Source organism: Aeromicrobium sp. 636, assembly GCF_024433585.1.
Classification (GTDB): Bacteria; Actinomycetota; Actinomycetes; order Propionibacteriales; family Nocardioidaceae; genus Aeromicrobium; species Aeromicrobium senzhongii.
Map to the genome: position 1 here is coordinate 1,161,180 of NZ_WNJU01000001.1, position 15,280 is coordinate 1,176,459.

17 protein-coding genes are annotated in these 15,280 nt (G+C 70.6%); 5 read left to right on the forward strand and 12 right to left on the reverse strand.

Translation table 11 applies throughout. The features are described from left to right. Positions 1–4: 4 nt before the first annotated feature. The 5 genes from GL325_RS05755 to GL325_RS05775 all read right to left on the reverse strand — a co-directional run bounded on the left by GL325_RS05755 (position 5) and on the right by GL325_RS05775 (position 4,005). On the reverse strand, positions 5–856 hold the full coding sequence (locus GL325_RS05755) for a hypothetical protein (protein WP_187768863.1): 852 nt from the start codon (positions 854–856) through the stop codon (positions 5–7). A 36-nt stretch (positions 857–892) separates the two neighbouring features. Next, positions 893–1,288 carry a hypothetical protein gene (locus GL325_RS05760; protein WP_154595575.1) on the reverse strand — a complete coding sequence of 132 codons (396 nt, stop codon included), beginning with the start codon at positions 1,286–1,288 and terminating at the stop codon, positions 893–895. Positions 1,289–1,385: 97 nt separating this feature from the next. Then, positions 1,386–2,057, reverse strand: coding sequence for a methionine ABC transporter permease (locus tag GL325_RS05765; protein ID WP_154595576.1), 672 nt, complete (start codon positions 2,055–2,057; stop codon positions 1,386–1,388). Then, positions 2,054–3,073, reverse strand: coding sequence for a methionine ABC transporter ATP-binding protein (locus tag GL325_RS05770; protein WP_154595577.1), 1,020 nt, complete (start codon positions 3,071–3,073; stop codon positions 2,054–2,056). Before GL325_RS05770 ends, GL325_RS05765 begins: the two co-directional genes overlap by 4 nt. A gap of 2 nt (positions 3,074–3,075) precedes the next feature. Beyond that, the gene (locus GL325_RS05775) at positions 3,076–4,005 is read right to left on the reverse strand and encodes a MetQ/NlpA family ABC transporter substrate-binding protein (RefSeq protein ID WP_255467323.1); all 930 of its coding nucleotides are present in this window, start codon (positions 4,003–4,005) and stop codon (positions 3,076–3,078) included. A 150-nt stretch (positions 4,006–4,155) separates the two neighbouring features. Between GL325_RS05775 and GL325_RS05780 the strand changes: the two genes are divergently transcribed. Genes GL325_RS05780 through GL325_RS05790 form a run of 3 tightly spaced genes read left to right on the forward strand, consistent with a single transcriptional unit; the run spans position 4,156 to position 6,418 of the window. After that, complete coding sequence (locus GL325_RS05780; RefSeq protein ID WP_187768864.1) at positions 4,156–4,617, forward strand: tRNA (cytidine(34)-2'-O)-methyltransferase; 462 nt, start codon at positions 4,156–4,158, stop codon at positions 4,615–4,617. A gap of 41 nt (positions 4,618–4,658) precedes the next feature. Further along, positions 4,659–5,597 carry a 2,3,4,5-tetrahydropyridine-2,6-dicarboxylate N-succinyltransferase gene (gene dapD, locus GL325_RS05785; protein WP_187768865.1) on the forward strand — a complete coding sequence of 313 codons (939 nt, stop codon included), beginning with the start codon at positions 4,659–4,661 and terminating at the stop codon, positions 5,595–5,597. Continuing rightward, the gene (locus GL325_RS05790) at positions 5,597–6,418 is read left to right on the forward strand and encodes a hypothetical protein (protein ID WP_187411784.1); all 822 of its coding nucleotides are present in this window, start codon (positions 5,597–5,599) and stop codon (positions 6,416–6,418) included. The genes dapD and GL325_RS05790 overlap by 1 nt, the downstream gene beginning before the upstream one ends. Before the next feature lie 175 nt (positions 6,419–6,593). On the opposite strand, the gene GL325_RS05795 is transcribed toward GL325_RS05790, so the two are convergent. The 5 genes from GL325_RS05795 to GL325_RS05815 form a co-directional block, all read right to left on the reverse strand. Beyond that, on the reverse strand, positions 6,594–7,388 hold the full coding sequence (locus GL325_RS05795; RefSeq protein WP_154595580.1) for an ABC transporter permease subunit: 795 nt from the start codon (positions 7,386–7,388) through the stop codon (positions 6,594–6,596). After that, positions 7,385–8,311, reverse strand: a complete 927-nt coding sequence (locus GL325_RS05800; protein WP_187768866.1) for an ABC transporter ATP-binding protein — start codon at positions 8,309–8,311, stop codon at positions 7,385–7,387. Before GL325_RS05800 ends, GL325_RS05795 begins: the two co-directional genes overlap by 4 nt. A 43-nt stretch (positions 8,312–8,354) precedes the next feature. Further along, entirely contained in the window at positions 8,355–9,581 is a 1,227-nt protein-coding gene (locus GL325_RS05805) for a sugar ABC transporter permease (protein ID WP_154595582.1), read from the reverse strand. Then, positions 9,578–10,396: an ATP-binding cassette domain-containing protein gene (locus GL325_RS05810; RefSeq protein ID WP_187768867.1), complete on the reverse strand. Its 819-nt coding sequence runs from the start codon at positions 10,394–10,396 to the stop codon at positions 9,578–9,580. Before GL325_RS05810 ends, GL325_RS05805 begins: the two co-directional genes overlap by 4 nt. 75 nt (positions 10,397–10,471) lie before the next feature. Continuing rightward, positions 10,472–11,542 carry a substrate-binding domain-containing protein gene (locus GL325_RS05815; RefSeq protein ID WP_187411783.1) on the reverse strand — a complete coding sequence of 357 codons (1,071 nt, stop codon included), beginning with the start codon at positions 11,540–11,542 and terminating at the stop codon, positions 10,472–10,474. Between the two features lie 166 nt (positions 11,543–11,708). Between GL325_RS05815 and GL325_RS05820 the strand changes: the two genes are divergently transcribed. Further along, complete coding sequence (locus GL325_RS05820) at positions 11,709–12,857, forward strand: ROK family transcriptional regulator (RefSeq protein WP_187768868.1); 1,149 nt, start codon at positions 11,709–11,711, stop codon at positions 12,855–12,857. Here the strand turns inward: GL325_RS05820 and dapC are convergent, their stop codons facing one another. Beyond that, the gene (gene dapC / locus GL325_RS05825; protein WP_255955643.1) at positions 12,858–13,958 is read right to left on the reverse strand and encodes a succinyldiaminopimelate transaminase; all 1,101 of its coding nucleotides are present in this window, start codon (positions 13,956–13,958) and stop codon (positions 12,858–12,860) included. Positions 13,959–13,964: 6 nt separating this feature from the next. Continuing rightward, complete coding sequence (gene fdxA / locus GL325_RS05830; RefSeq protein WP_187411781.1) at positions 13,965–14,288, reverse strand: ferredoxin; 324 nt, start codon at positions 14,286–14,288, stop codon at positions 13,965–13,967. An 86-nt stretch (positions 14,289–14,374) separates the two neighbouring features. Between fdxA and GL325_RS05835 the strand changes: the two genes are divergently transcribed. After that, entirely contained in the window at positions 14,375–15,280 is a 906-nt protein-coding gene (locus GL325_RS05835; RefSeq protein WP_187768869.1) for a GNAT family N-acetyltransferase, read from the forward strand.

The window sequence follows — 15,280 nt, forward strand, 5'->3', positions numbered from 1 at the left end:
CGGGTCAGGCTGCGTCAGCCTCGCACCGCTTCGCCAACCCCTCGTCGATGGGCTTGGCGCCGCCGCCCACGGGCTTGGTGCTGACCTTGGTCGACGTCACCACCTGGGCGAACCGACGCAGGCTCTTCGTGGCCGCCGCGACATCGTCATCGGGCAGGAACGCGTCGTCGAGCACCATCGCGCACTCGTCGACGCCGAAGCCCTGCCAGGCATAGCCCATCCCGAACTGTCCGCGCGGACCCGGACCGGTCGTCAGGGAGTGCGACCGGATGACTCCGACCACCCGTTCCGCGCCGTCCTTCACCGTGACCGGGTAGGCCGCGCGCGTCTGGAGCGTCACCGTCACGATCTCGATCCCGCTCTTCGGGTCGGTCTCCATGCTCCGTTTCCAGGCCCACGTCACGTGCGGGTCACCCACGGCCTCCACGTCCGGGTGGAACACGGACGCCGCGGTCAGCCGGGGCGTGATCTGCTCCTTGAAGCTCTCCGTGAGCCGGTACGTGATGTCGAAGACCGAGATCGCGTCCTCGACGGCGGCGATCGGATCCTCGGCCTCTCGGACCTGTTGACTGAGCGCCGCCGCCTGCCCCCAGTTGCGCAGGGCGTAGACCATCGAGTGGTAGCGCTCGGCGTCGAAACCGGCCGGGGCCTTCGGCCAGTCCGCATCGATCGCGTCCGGGGCCGGAACCTCGCCCAGACCGATCGACGCGAGAGTGATCGCCGGTGGCGCCGACGTCTCGGGCGCGGACGTGTCCTGCTGGGCCCCCTCGCCCGCACAGGACGCGAGGAGGACGGCCAGGGCGAGCAGCCCGACGACGGGCAGTCGAAGGGACCGGGAACGGGAGGAGATCAGCACCGGAGCAGTATGGCGAGGCATGCCGCCGGTGTCACGTCAGGCGGCTTCCGCGACCGGGTCGAGCCGCGCACCACGGACGAGCTCCTCCCAGCCGGGGTGGCTCAACAGGTCGATCTCGACCTCCCAGACCGCGTGCACGGCATCGTCGACGGGGAACTCGGGGCCGACGAGCAGTCCAGCGACCTCGTCACCGGCCGCATCGGGGACCTCGACCCAGCGGGCCCGGCCCGGGACGGTCAGCACCGCGTCGTGCAGCGGCAGCAGCACGCAGTGGTCGGCCTCGCCCGTGCGAGCGTCGACCACCTCGGCCCGCCGGCTCGTGCCGACCGGCTGGGAGATCGCGCACACGACGTAGACGGTCCCTCCGTCGTCCGGGGCGATCAGGTCGCCGGCTCGCAACTGCGAGACGGGCCTGCGGATCGGCTCGGTCATGACGGTCACCTCCAGTCGTCGGTCGTGCGGTCGGACCTCCAGTCACTCACGCGCCTCGGACAGTCTCCGCTCGTCTCACGATGCGGCCGGGACCTCGTCAGCGCCGCAGGACGCGGCGCGCCGCGGTGTTGCCGAGGAACTGCCCCACCTGGACGAACGCGACGATGATCAGCACCACGGTCCACGTCACGACGGTGTCGAACTGGCGGTAGCCGTACTGGAGCGCGAAGTTGCCCAGGCCGCCGGCGCCGATCGCGCCCGCGATCGCGCTCATGTCGACGATCGCCACGAAGGCGAACGTGTAGCCCAGGATCAGCGGGCCGAGCGCCTCGGGAACGACGACGGTCGTGAGGATGCGCAGCCGGCTGGCGCCCATCGAGCGTGCCGCCTCGATGACCCCGGAGTCGACCGTCACGAGGTTCTGCTCGACGATGCGGCCGATGCCGAACATCGCCGCCAGCGTCATCGCGAAGATGATCGCCTTGTTGCCGATGCCGATGCCCACGACGAGGCGAGCCAGCGGCTGGACCGTCGCGATGAAGATGACGAACGGAATGGGTCGGAAGAAGTTGACCACGAGGTTCAGCAGCGTGAACGCCACCCGGTTCGCGAAGAGCCCACCCGCGCGGGTCGCGTAGAGCGCGAGCCCCACGCCCAGGCCCAGGAAGCCACCGATGGCGAGGGTGATCGCGACCATGTAGACGGTCTCCCACGTCGCCGTCCCGATGAGCGACCACAGCTCGGGCAGGTTGGTGTCCTGGCTGATCATGCGAGCACCTCCACGCCCTCGAGGCGGCCGACCTCGGCCACGACCTCGTCCACTCCCTCGCCGCGGACCGCGAGGGTCACGTGGCCGAACACGGCCGGGCCGACGCGGTTCACGCCGCCCTGGACGACCTCGACGGACAGACCGCGGGTCGCCAGCGCGGTGAACACGTCGGACTGACTGGTGTGCCCCTCGACGTCGACGACGATCAACCGGCCCTCGAACTGGCGCCGCAGCGCCTCGAGCTCGGCGCCCTGCGGGACCTCGTCGACCAGGGTGCTGACGAAGCGCCGGGTCACCGCCTCGCGCGGGCGGGCGAAGATGTCGATCACGGGACCGCTCTCGACCACCCGGCCGGTCTCCATGACGCTGACCTTGTGGGCCAGTGTCCGGACGACGTCCATCTCGTGCGTGATGACGATGATGGTGATGCCCAGTTCCTCGTTCACCTTGCGCAGGAGGCCGAGGACCTCGCGCGTGGTGTCGGGGTCCAGGGCGCTGGTCGACTCGTCCGCCAACAGGATCGACGGATTCGTCGCCAGCGCCCGGGCGATGCCCACGCGCTGCTTCTGACCGCCCGACAGCTGCTCGGGGTGGGCGTGCGCCTTGTCGGCCAGGCCGACGAAGTGCAACAGCTCGGAGATGCGCCGCTGGCGCTCGGCCGGGTCGACGCCCGCGAGCTTCAGCGGGAACTCCAGGTTCCCCCACACGGTGCGCGACCGCATGAGGTTGAACTGCTGGAACACCATCCCGATCCCCTGCCGCACGCGGCGCAGGTCACGCTCCCCCAGCTGGTCGAGCCGCGTGCCGTCCACCGTCACCGTGCCGGACGTGGGCTGCTCCAGGGCGTTGACGAGTCGCACCAGGGTGGACTTGCCCGCGCCGGAGTACCCGACGATCGCGTGGATCTCGCCGGCCTCGACGTCCAGGGAGACCCCGCGGACCGCCTCGATCGGGGCGCCACCGCGCTTCGTGGGCGCGAACGTCTTGTGGACGTCACGCAGCTCGACCAGTGCCATCGTCAGCCCCGCGCGCGGGTGTCCGCCTCGACCTTGGCCAGCGAGGCCTCGAGGTCGGCGACCGGCGTCTTCAGCAGCTCGGCCGTCCCGGCCGCGATGTCCTGCACGCCGTCCTGGACCTTCTTGCTGTTCTGGTAGACCTCGACCAGCTTCGCGTAGGTCTTGTTGTCCTTGTCCTCGGCGCGGACGGCGAAGATGTTGATGTACGGCACCGCGTTCGGGTCGGACGGATCGTCCTTCGCGATGGCGTCCTCGAACTTCAGGCCGGCCTTCTCGACGAAGTCGTTGTTGACGATCGCGGCGGCCACGTCGGGCAGCGAGGTGGGCGTCAGGTCGGCCTTGATCGCCTTGACCTTGACCTTCGAGGCGTCCTTGTCGATGTCGGCGAGCGTCGAGAAGATCGAGCCGCCATCCTTGAGCTTGATCAGGCCGGCCGACTGCAGGATGCCCAGCGCGCGCGCCTGGTTGCTGTCGTCGTCGGGGACGACGACGGTGTCGCCGGACTTGATGTCCTCGACGGAGTCGACCTTCTGCGAGTACAGGCCCAGCGGGTAGATCGCCGTCGAGCCGATCGGCGTCAGGTCCTGGTCGTTGGCGACGTTGTAGTCGGCCAGGTACACGATGTGCTGGAACTGGTTGATGTCGATCTCGCCCTCGGTCAGCGCCGGGTTGGGCTGCGGGTAGTCGGCGAAGTCGACGACCTCGAGATCGATGCCCTCGTCCTTCGCCTCGTCCTTCAGCGTCTTCCAGTACGGGTCGCTGGCGCCGACCACGCCGAGCTTCACCTTCGTCAGGTCGTCACCGGCGGAGTCGTCGCCGCGGGTCAGCGCGAAGGCGACCAGGGCGCCGACGACGAGGAGGACGGCGACGGCCAGGGCGATGGCGGGGCCGCGACGCTTCGGTGCCTCGATCAGGGGGGAGTTCTCGGACACGGGGGGAGTTCCTTTCATGGTGCGGGCGACCCGTGGTGCGGGGGGTCGACACGACCGTAGGCAGGTCCCACCCGTCGCTCTGACCACGTCTCACCTGTCAGGAACGGACGTCCGAGGCGCCGAGAAAGTGGTAGCGCCTACTGTGGGGGCGTGTTCCGGATCCTGTTCTTCGAGCCACGCATCGCCGGCAACACGGGCAACGCCATCCGGCTCGCAGCCGCCACCGGCAGCCACCTGCACCTGGTCGATCCACTCTTCGACTTCGAGGACAGCAAGCTGCGCCGCGCCGGTCTGGACTACCACGACCTCGCCGTCGTCACGGTCCACCCGACCCTCGAGGACGCGTACGCCGCGCTGCTGCCGGCCCGGGTCTTCGCCTTCACGACGGCGGCCACGACCGCCTACACCGACATCGCCTACGAGCCCGGCGACGTCCTGCTCTTCGGGCCGGAGCCGACCGGCCTGCCCGACGAGGTCCTCGCCGACGCGCGCGTCACCGACCGGCTGCGCCTGCCGATGATGCCGTCGCGACGCTCGATGAACCTGGCGAACTGCGCCTCGATCGCCGTGTACGAGGCGTGGCGCCAACACGGGTTCGCCGGCGGCGTCTGACACGACACCGTCGGCGTGACCGGCCTCGATAACCTTGGGTCATGAGCGACACCCGATCGGCCCACGCCTGGGGCCTGGCCACCGTCACGCCCGAGGGCACCGTCCTGGACGTCTGGTACCCCGAGCCGATCCTCGGCCCGGCGCCCGAGACCACCGTCGAGCCGTCCGACCTGGTCGCCGCCGAGCGTGAGGACCCGATCCGCGGTGTCAGCACCCACGTCGTCCACACCGAGATCGCCGACCTGGACGCGCCGCCGGCCGACGCCTACGACGTCTACCTGCGTCTGCACCTGCTGTCGCACCGCCTGGTCCGGCCCCACGGGCAGAACCTCGACGGCATCTTCGGCCTGCTGACCAACGTCGTGTGGACCTCGATCGGCCCGTGCGCCGTCGACGACTTCGAGGCGGTCCGCGCCCGAGCCCGCGCCGCCGGCCTGACCGTGTCGGTCACGAGCATCGACAAGTTCCCCCGCATGACCGACTACGTCGTGCCCGGTGGCGTGCGCATCGGCGACGCCGACCGCGTCCGCCTGGGCGCCCACCTGGCCGAGGGCACCACGGTCATGCACGAGGGCTTCGTCAACTTCAACGCCGGCACGCTCGGCCACGCCATGGTCGAGGGCCGCATCTCGGCCGGCGTCGTCGTCGGCAACGGCTCGGACGTCGGTGGCGGCGCGTCGATCATGGGCACGCTGTCCGGTGGCGGCAAGGAGGTCGTCAGCGTCGGCGAGGGCTGCCTGATCGGCGCCAACGCCGGGATCGGGATCTCGCTGGGCGACGACTGTGTCGTCGCGGCGGGCACCTACGTGACCGCGGGCTCCAAGATCACCATGCCCGACGGGTCGGTCGTCAAGGCCGCCCAGCTCTCGGGCGCCGACGGCATCTTGTTCCTGACCAACAGCCAGACCGGCGCACTGGAGGCCCGTCCGCGCGGCGGCCGGACCGGCGTGGAGCTCAACGCCGACCTGCACGCCAACTGATGCGATGGATCGTCGCCACGGTCGTCGCCACGGCGGCGCTCGTGCTCGTCGTCCTGAAGACCTTCGAGAACAGCATCGACAGCAGCGGCTTCTGCGTCGCCACGGTGGGTGACCGCACGGTCGAGGTCGACGTGGAGCAGGCCAAGTGGGCTGCCCTCATGGCGGCCCAGGCCCACGAGCGGGGCCTGCCGCCGCGGGCCACGACGATCGCGATCGCGACGGCGTACCAAGAGTCCAAGATCCGCAACATCGACTACGGCGACCGGGACTCCGTCGGCCTGTTCCAACAGCGTCCCTCGCAGGGGTGGGGCACGGTCGAGCAGATCCTCGATCCGGTCTACTCGACCGGGAAGTTCTACGACGCCCTGGCGAAGATCGACGACTACGAGTCCATGGAGATCACCGACGCCGCCCAGGCCGTCCAGCGCTCGGGCTTCCCGCAGGCCTACGCCGACCACGAGGCCGACGCCCGGGTGCTGGCTTCCGCGCTGCGGGGCTACTCCCCCGCGGCGTTCGCCTGCGCGACCGACCCGAAGGCCGGATCGACCGGCGCCGACCTCGACGCGTACCTGAACCAGGCCTGGGGCCGCGTGCGCGTCGACTCAGACCCGTCGTCCGGCCAGCAGGCGATCACGCTGAGCGGCGACCAGATCGGCACCCGCGGCTGGGCGCTGGCGCAGTTCCTCGTGGCGAACTCGACCGAGTTCCGCATCAGCGAGGTCACGTTCGACGACATGCGCTGGGAGGCCGGCCAGGACGAGCCCGGCTGGCGCCCCACGCGGGACGCCAGCCGGACCGACGTGCGGTTCGTCCGCCGCTGAGCGGGCTCGATCAGCCCTCAGCCCTCGGTCGCCCTCAGCCCTCGCCCTCGGTCGCCCTCAGCCCTCGCCCTCAGCCCCTCCCCCGCTCGCACTTTTGGAAACGGATCCACCTTCTGCCGGGGCAGAAAGGTGGATCCGTTTCCAAAAGTTGCCAGGGGGCGGCGGCGAGAGTCGCTCAGCCGATGTCGCGACGCAGGGTCACGAAGCGGCCCAGGAGGACGAACACCACGACGTAGGCCAGCAGCACGATCGCCCCGGGCCCACGCGAGAGCAGATCTGTCGTGGTGTCCTGGGCGAAGAAGCTCGACCCCAGGACGGCATCGGCTGCCGCGCCCGGCAGGTACTTGGCCACCTCGGACGTCGCGTCCCAGGCACCGAGCGCGACGCGCGCGATCGGCTCGACGAACTGGGTGAACGCCAGGATCACGATGATCGCGGCGACCTGGTTCGTCAGGACGCTGCCGATCGCGGTGCCCAGGACGGCCCAGATCGTCATGACCAGGACCGACATGCCCAGCAGGACCAGCACGCTCTCGGCACCCAGGTAGGCGCCGTCACCGCGCCACGCGAGCACGGGAGCCGCCCCGGCGACGGTCGACAGCGTCCCGATGACGCCGTAGATCAGGCCGACCACGACGGCCGCGACCAGCTTGGCGGCCATCAGCACCGACCGGTTGGGCTGGGCCAGCAGGGACGCGGTGATGGTCTTGTGCCGGAACTCGCCGGTGAACAGCAGGCTGCCCACGATGAGCGGGAAGACGTAGCCGATCGGGCTGGTGAGCGAGTAGACGACGCGCGCCAGCTCCTCACCCACCGGCATGCCCACCGAGTCGTCGCCCATGTCGACGGTGAACGAGAACGAGATCACCACGGCGATGAACACGAGGTACGCCACCAGCACGAGGGCCAGCAGCCACCACAGACGGGTACTGAAGAGCTTCCGCAGCTCTGCCTTGATCGCAGTGCTCATGCCGCGACACCCCCTCGCGACGCCGGGGCGTCGGGACTGGAGGTCAGGCGCAGGAAGACGTCCTCGAGACCGACGCCGACGTCCGCCAGCTGGTGCACCTCGATGCCCGCCGCGAACGCCGCGGCACCGACCTCGGCGGCGGACACGTTGACGACGTCGACGCCCCCGGCCACGGGCTCGTGGCGCCACCCTCGCTCAGCGGCCAGGGCCGCGATCCGCTCGGGAGCCGGACCGGCGATCCGGACGCGCGACTCGACCAGGGCGTGCAGGCCCTGCAGCGGCGAGGCATGCACCAGGCGGCCGTGGGAGATGATCACGACGTCGTCGACGGTGTGCTGGACCTCGCTGAGCACGTGGCTCGAGACCAGCACCGTGCGGCCCTCGTCGGCGAAGGCGCGCAGCAGGTGGCGCAGCCAGACGATGCCCTGCGGGTCCAGACCGTTCGCCGGCTCGTCCAGCAAGATCACGTCCGGGTCGCCGAGCAGCGCGTAGGCCAGGCCCAGCCGCTGCCGCATGCCCATGGAGTAGCCGCCGACGCGGCGCTGGGCCGCGTCGGTCATGCCGACCAGCTCGAGCAGCTCGTGGCAGCGCGCGTCACTGGCTCCGACCTGCGGCGCGTACACGCGCAGGTGGTCCAGTCCGGTCCGGCCGGGATGGAAGCTCGAGGCCTCCAACGCGGCTCCGACGACGGCTCCGGGCTGCTTGATGTCCTCGTAGCGCCGGCCGCCGATGAGGGCGCGCCCTCCGGAGGGCCGCACGAGTCCCAGCAGCATCCGCAACGTGGTGGTCTTGCCGGCTCCGTTCGGACCGAGGAATCCGGTCACGGCGCCGGGGCGGACGGTGAAGCTGAGGTCATCCACGGCCTTGACGGAGCCGAACTGTTTGGTCAGGTGATCGACGACGACGTCGGTCTCAGTTCGCATGCGCACGAGACTAACGGGGACCGGCACCCGCCCCGGCAGGCCATCATCCGCTGCCGCTGCTCTTGCGGGCCTGCCGCGCGAGCGAGTCGATGGTGACGGCCAGCAACAGCACCGCGCCGGTGACCATGTAGCGCACGTAGGCGTCGACCCCGACCAGGTTGAGCCCGCTCGTGATCGACTGCAGCACGAGCATCCCGAACAGCGCCGAGTACACCGACCCGCGACCGCCGAACAGGCTCGTGCCGCCGATGACCGCGGCGGCGATCGCCATCAGGTTGGTGTCGGTGCCTCCGCTGCTCTGGCTGACGGCCTGCAGCCGGCCGGCCGCCAGCACGCCGCCGAGGGCCGCGAACATCGAGCACAGCGCGAACACCGAGATGTAGACCTTGTTCACCGCGACACCCGCACGTCGCGACGCCTCCTCGTTGCCGCCGACCGCGAACACGTGCCGGCCCCACGTCGTGCGCCGCAGCAGGAAGTCCATGACGATGATGACGCCCACCCACAGCAGCGGCAGGGCGCCGAACCCGCGGTCGATGTTGAGGTACCACGCCACGCCCGCGACGGCGGCGACGATCAGGACGGCCCGCACGACGATCCATCTCAGACTCGGGGTCGAGAGGTTGGCCGCGGCACGGCGGCGCAGCGTCCGCAGCCGGGCGAGCAGGTAGGCCAGCCCCACCGCGACAGCGAGCACGTACGACAGCCACGGCGGCAGGAAGGTGAAGTTCGCGAAGTCGATCAGCGCCGAGTCCCCGGGCAGGTTGACCGTGCCGCGTGAGCCGAGCACGTTCAGCTGCGCGCCGAGGAAGGCCAGCAGACCCGCGAGCGTGATCACGAAGCTCGGCACCCCGAACCGGGTGAAGAGCAAGCCGTAGAACGCGCCGATCAGCAGTCCCACACACAGGGCCGAGAGGATCGACGCCAGCAGCGGCCAGTCCTGGTAGACCAGCAGGACCGCCAGGACGGCACCGGACAGTCCGGAGACCGATCCCACCGACAGGTCGATCTCCCCCAGGAGCAGCACCAGCACGATGCCCACGGAGATCATGCCGATCGTGGCCGAGTCCAGGCTCAGCTCGACGAGGTTGCGTGACGAGAGGAACCGGGGGTTCATCGCGTAGAAGACGATCCAGATGACGACGAGCCCGATGACGACCGGGATCATCCCGAGGTCACCGGACTTCAGTCGACGCACGAGGGTGCCCACCATCGCCCGGGGCGACGTGTCCTGGACGAGGCGCTCGTCGGCGCGGTCGGCGTGGCTCATGCGTCGTCCTCCGTCGGCAGGTCGGTGGGGGGAATCAGGGGGACGGCGGCGCCCTCGGCGCGGGCACGCCGCGCGGCGACGACGTTGTCGGAGGCCCCGGTGATGGCCGCGACCAGCTGTTCGGTCGTGACGTCGTCGATGCGGAACTCCGCGGCGTTGCGGCCCAGCCGCAGGACGTAGATCCGATCGGCCACGGCCTGGACGTCGGCCATGTTGTGGGTGATGAGCACGACGGCCAGCCCGGACTCACGGAGCCGCTCGACCAGGTTGAGCACCTCGGCCGTCTGGGCGACGCCGAGGGCGGCCGTGGGTTCGTCGAGCATGACGATCTTCGGGTCGCCGACCAGGCTGCGGGCGATCGCGACGGTCTGTCGCTGACCACCGGACAGGCCGGCGATGGGGATCCGGACGGACGGGATCTTGGCCGAGAGCTGGCGGAGCAGCTCCCAGCTGCGCGACTCCATCGCCTCCTCGTCCAGGACGCCCACCGCGGTCGTCTCCTGGCCGAGGAAGAGGTTGGCGACGACGTCGAGGTTGTCGGCCAGGGCCAGGTCCTGGAAGACCGTGGCGATGCCGAGTTCCTGGGCCGACTTCGGACCGTGGATCTGGACCTCGCGGCCCTCGAGCTCGATCGTGCCGGAGTCGGCGCCGTACACGCCGGAGATGATCTTGACGAGGGTGGACTTGCCGGCGCCGTTGTCGCCGACGAGGGCGACGACCTCGCCCGGACGGACATCGAAGTCGACATCGGTGAGCGCCTGCACGGCGCCGAAGCGCTTGCCGACGCCTCGCAGGGACAACACGGGACTGGTCATGGGACTTCCTGGGGGGTTTGAGGACGATGGGCGTGCGGACGGGGGCCGGCCGGAGCCGGCCCCCGATTCACCGCCTCACGACAGGCCGGCCGCCTTGCAGGCGTCGGCGTACTCGGGAGTGCAGATGTCCTCGACGGTGTAGAAGCCGTCCTTCACGATCGTGTCGTCGATGTTGTCCTTCTCGACCACGATCGGGTCCAGGATGAACGACGCGACGCCGTCCACGTCCTCGGTTCCGGCGATGTCGACGCTGTTGGCCAGGTCGGTGGCGAGCTGGGCGGCCTTCTCGGCCTCCCGGCGGATCGGCTTGTAGACGGTCATGTACTGATCGCCCGCGATGATCCGCTGGATGGCCGCCAACTCGGCGTCCTGACCGGTGATCGGCGGGATCTTCGCGACCCCGGCGGCCTTGAAGGCGGCGAACACGCCGCCGGCCTGGCCGTCGTTGGCGGCGTAGACCCCCGCCAGGTCCTGGGGCTCGATCTTGTTGAACTGCGAGCTGGTGAACTTCTGGGCGTTGTCCGGGCTCCAGTCGGGGTTGTCGTACTCGGCGACGATCTTGAGGTTGCTCTTGTCCAGGACCGAGTGGGCGCCTTCCTTGAACTGCGCGGCGTTGGGGTCGGTCGGCGAGCCGTTCAGCATGAGGATGTCGCCCTGGTCGCCGGTGGCCTTGACGAGCGCCTCGGCCTGCATCTGGCCGACCCGCTCGTTGTCGAAGGAGACGTAGTAGTCGGCGCCCTCGATGAAGCGGTCGTACGCGACGACCGGCACCTTCGAGCTCTGCGCCGACTTCACGATCGTGGTGGCGGCCTTGCCGTCGACCGGATCCAGGACCAGGACCTTCGCGCCGTTGGTGATGGCGGACTGAGCCTGCTGCTGCTGCTTGGACGCGTCCTGGTCGGCGTTGAGGTACTCGACCGTGCACGTGTCACACATCTTCTTGACCGCGGCCTCGAAGAGCGGCTTGTCGAAGCTCTCGTAGCGCGTCGTCTTGGTCTCGGGGAGCAGCAGGGCGATCTTCTTCTCCTTGTCGCCACCGCCGCCACCGTCGTCACCGCCGTCGTCGTTGGCACCGCACGCGGACAGTGCGCCCAGGCCGATCGTGAGGGTCGCCGTCACCACGGCGACGCGAGAGAAGGTGTTCACAGATCCTCCAAGAAATGTCGACCCCCACCTCGGCGTGGAGTACCAACAGTGAACTACGTCACACAATTGGGGTCAACAGGTGAACACAACGGCGCATTCGAGCAGTGCTGCCAACCCCTTGTGTTCGATACTTGACGACAAGTTGGGGCTGCGCGACAGTATGCGCATGCCGACCGCCCCCCGGACCACCGCCGCCCTGCGCGCCTCGAACCAGCGCCGCGTCGTGCGCGTCGTGCGCGAGACCGGCGGGCTCAGCCAGGCCCAGATCGCGCGTCGCACGCACCTGGCGCCCGGGACGGTCTCGGGCATCATCCGCGAGTTGGTGGACGCGGGCTTCCTGCACTCCGAGGCAGGCTCGGGCCGCCGGGGCGCGACCGTGACCGTCTCCCCCGGCGCGGGGGTCGTGGCCGGCGTCGACTTCGGCCACTCCCACCTGCAGGTCGCGGTGGCCGACCTCGCCGGGCGCATCCGTGCGGCGCGCGCCGTGCCCTTGGCTCCGGACGCACCGAGCGACGACGCCCTGGGCCTCGCCCGGGAGATGGTCGACGCGCTGCTCGGCGACGGCGACCTCACCCATGACGACCTGCGGGCGGTCGGGATGGCCATCCCCGCGCCCATCGGACGCGACGGCGTCATCGACTCCGGCTCGATCCTGCCCGGGTGGGTCGGCGTCGACGCGCGGTCCGCCGCCGAGAAGACCTTCGAGTGCCCCGTCGTCGTGGACAACGACGCGAACCTCAGCGCCCTGGCCGAATGGACGCGCGGTGCGGGGCGCGGCCACGAGGACCTCGTCTACATCAAGATCGCGTCCGGCGTCGGCTGCGGGCTGGTCCTCGGCGGCCGCGTCCACCACGGCGGCCTGGGCACGGCCGGCGAGCTGGGCCACCTCACGATGGACGAGTCCGGGCCCCTGTGCCGGTGCGGCAGCCGCGGCTGCCTCGAGGCCTACGTCGGCGGGTCCGCGCTGATCGCCCAGTTCGCCCCCATGGGCGGCGAGCTCGACGTGCCCGGGTTCGTCGAGAGGGCGCTGCACGGCGACCAGGGCGCACGTCGACTGATCGAGGATGCGGGCCGGCACCTGGGCGAGGCCGTCGCGACGCTCGCCAACCTGCTCGGGCCCGAAGTGGTCGTGATCGGCGGCGAGCTGGCGGTGGCCGGGGACCTCCTGCTCGACGAGGTCCGGGCCTCCATGCGCCGCCACGCGCTGACTCCGGTCGCCCGCCAGGTCCGCGTCACGGTCTCCGAGCTGGACGAGCGGCCCTCCTGCGTCGGCAGCGTGCTGCTGGCGCTGGACGCCGTCGAGCTGCCCCGCTGATCAGGCCAGGCGCTCGGCCACGGCCGCGATGCGCTCGTCGGTGGCGGTGAACGCGAAGCGGACGTGGCGCGTGCCGGTGGCGCCGTAGAAGTCGCCCGGCGCGACGAGGATCCCGCGCTCGGCCAGCCACTGCACCGTCTCGCGGCACGGCTCGTCGCGCGTGGCCCACAGGTACAGCGAGCCCTGCGAGTGGTCGATGCGGAAGCCCGCACCCTCGAGGGCCGCGCGCAGCGTCGCCCGGCGTCGGGCGTACCGCTCGCGCTGCTCGTCGACGTGGGTGTCGTCGGCCAGCGCCGCCTGCATCGCCGCCGCGACCGGGGTGGGCAGCATGAAACCGAGGTGCTTGCGCACGGCGAGCAACTCGGCGATGACCGTGCGGTCGCCCACGACGAAGGCGTCGCGGTACCCGGCCATGTTCGACCGCTTCGACAGCGAGTGCAGCGCGATGATCCCGTCCAGCGAGCCGCCGTTGACCTGCGGGTCGAGCACGGAGACCGGCTCGCCCTCCCAGACGAACTCCAGGTAACACTCGTCGCTGACCAGCAACGCTCCGGACTCGCGGCAGTAGTCGACCCAGGCCTTCAGGTGCTCGCGCCCGACCACGCGGCCGTGCGGGTTGGCCGGGAAGTTGATGAAGACCAGCTTCGGGCGCTGAGGACCGAAGGCCACCCGGGAGTCGGTCGCGATCGCGGTGGCGCCGGCGTAGGCCGCGCTGACCGCGTAGGTCGGATAGGCCGTCTCGGGCAGACCCACGACGTCGCCCGGGCCGATCCCCAGCTGGACGCACAGGTTCGCGATCAGCTCCTTGCTGCCGATCGTGGCCAGGACCTCGTCGGTGCCGATGCCCGGGATCGAGAAGCGCCGGTCCAGCCAGTCGCCGACCGATCGCCGCAGGGACTCGGGCCCGAGCACGGTGGGGTACCCCGGCGAGTCGGCCGCGGCGATCAACGCCTGACGTGCGACCTCGGGCGTCGGGTCGACGGGAGTGCCGATCGACAGGTCGACCAGGCCGCCCGGATGCTCAGCGGCGCGGGCCTTGGCCGGCGCGATCGTGTCCCAGGGGAAGTCGGGGAACCGTCCCGACACCGAGGCGTGACCCACGGCGGGTCACTCCTGGTTCTGCGGGGGCAGGGCCTTGACGTACGGGTGGTCGGCGTCGATCACGCCCATCTTCGCCGCGCCGCCGGGCGAGCCCAGGTCGTCGAAGAAGTGCACGTTCGCGTCGTAGTAGTCCTTCCACTCGTCCGGGGTGTCGTCCTCGTAGAAGATGGCCTCGACCGGGCACACCGGCTCGCAGGCGCCGCAGTCCACGCACTCGTCGGGGTGGATGTAGAGCATGCGGTTGCCCTCGTAGATGCAGTCGACCGGGCACTCGTCCACACAGGCACGGTCCTTGATGTCGACACACGGCTGGGCGATCACATACGTCACGGGCTTGCTCCTTCGGTTCGGTCCCCAGTATCACGGGTGCGACCCAACCTCCGCTGGCCGGGTTCGCCTCATGAGATCGTGTCGTCGTGGATCTGCTCGGACGACGCGTCTCGGTGCGCCATCGCGACGGCGAGGGCGTACGCGACGTCGTGGGACGCGTGCTCGCCGCAGGGCCCGACGGGCTGCGGATCGAGCGCCGCGACGGCGAGCTCGCCTTCGTGCCGGCGGGCACGGTCCTGGCCATGCGCGTCGTGCCCGACCGACCCCGGCGCACCCGCCGCGCGGCCTCGTTCTCGGCCGAGGAGCTGACCCGCATCACGTCGCGGGGCTGGCCCGCCGTCGAATCGGTCCCGCTCGGCGACTGGGAGCTGCGGGCGTCGGGCGGGTTCACCGGCCGCGCGAACTCCGTCGCCGTCCACGGCGATCCGCACACCGACGAGCCGTTCGCCGCCGTCGTCGACTTCTACACCGCCCGCCGTCTCCGGCCCTTGGCCCAGCTGGTCGAGGGGTCGGTCTGGGACCGCCGGTTCGAGGCCGCCGCCTGGGTGCCCGTCACCGACCAGCCGCCCGGCGCGATCGTGCAGGTGGCCAACCTCGCCGCCGTTCCCGCGCCCGACCCCGAGGTCGTGGTCGAGACGCACGCCTCCGACGCCTGGCTGCGGCACTACGGTCGCGTCAGCGAACCGGCCACGGCACGTGCGGTGCTGGAGGGCCCCGCCACGGTGGGCTTCCTGTCACTCGACGACGTCGCGATCGGCCGGGTCGTCGTCACCGGCGAGTGGGCGGGACTGGCCGCCGTCGAGGTCGACCCGGCGCACCGGCGCCGCGGCCTGGCGCGACGGATCGTCGACACCGCCCTGGCGTGGGCGGCGGCGCGCGGCGCCGACAAGGCCTACCTGCAGACCATGCGCGACAACGCGCCGGCCCTCGGGCTCTACGGCGCCTACGGCTTCACGACCCACCACGCGTACCGCTACCTCACGGCACCGTGA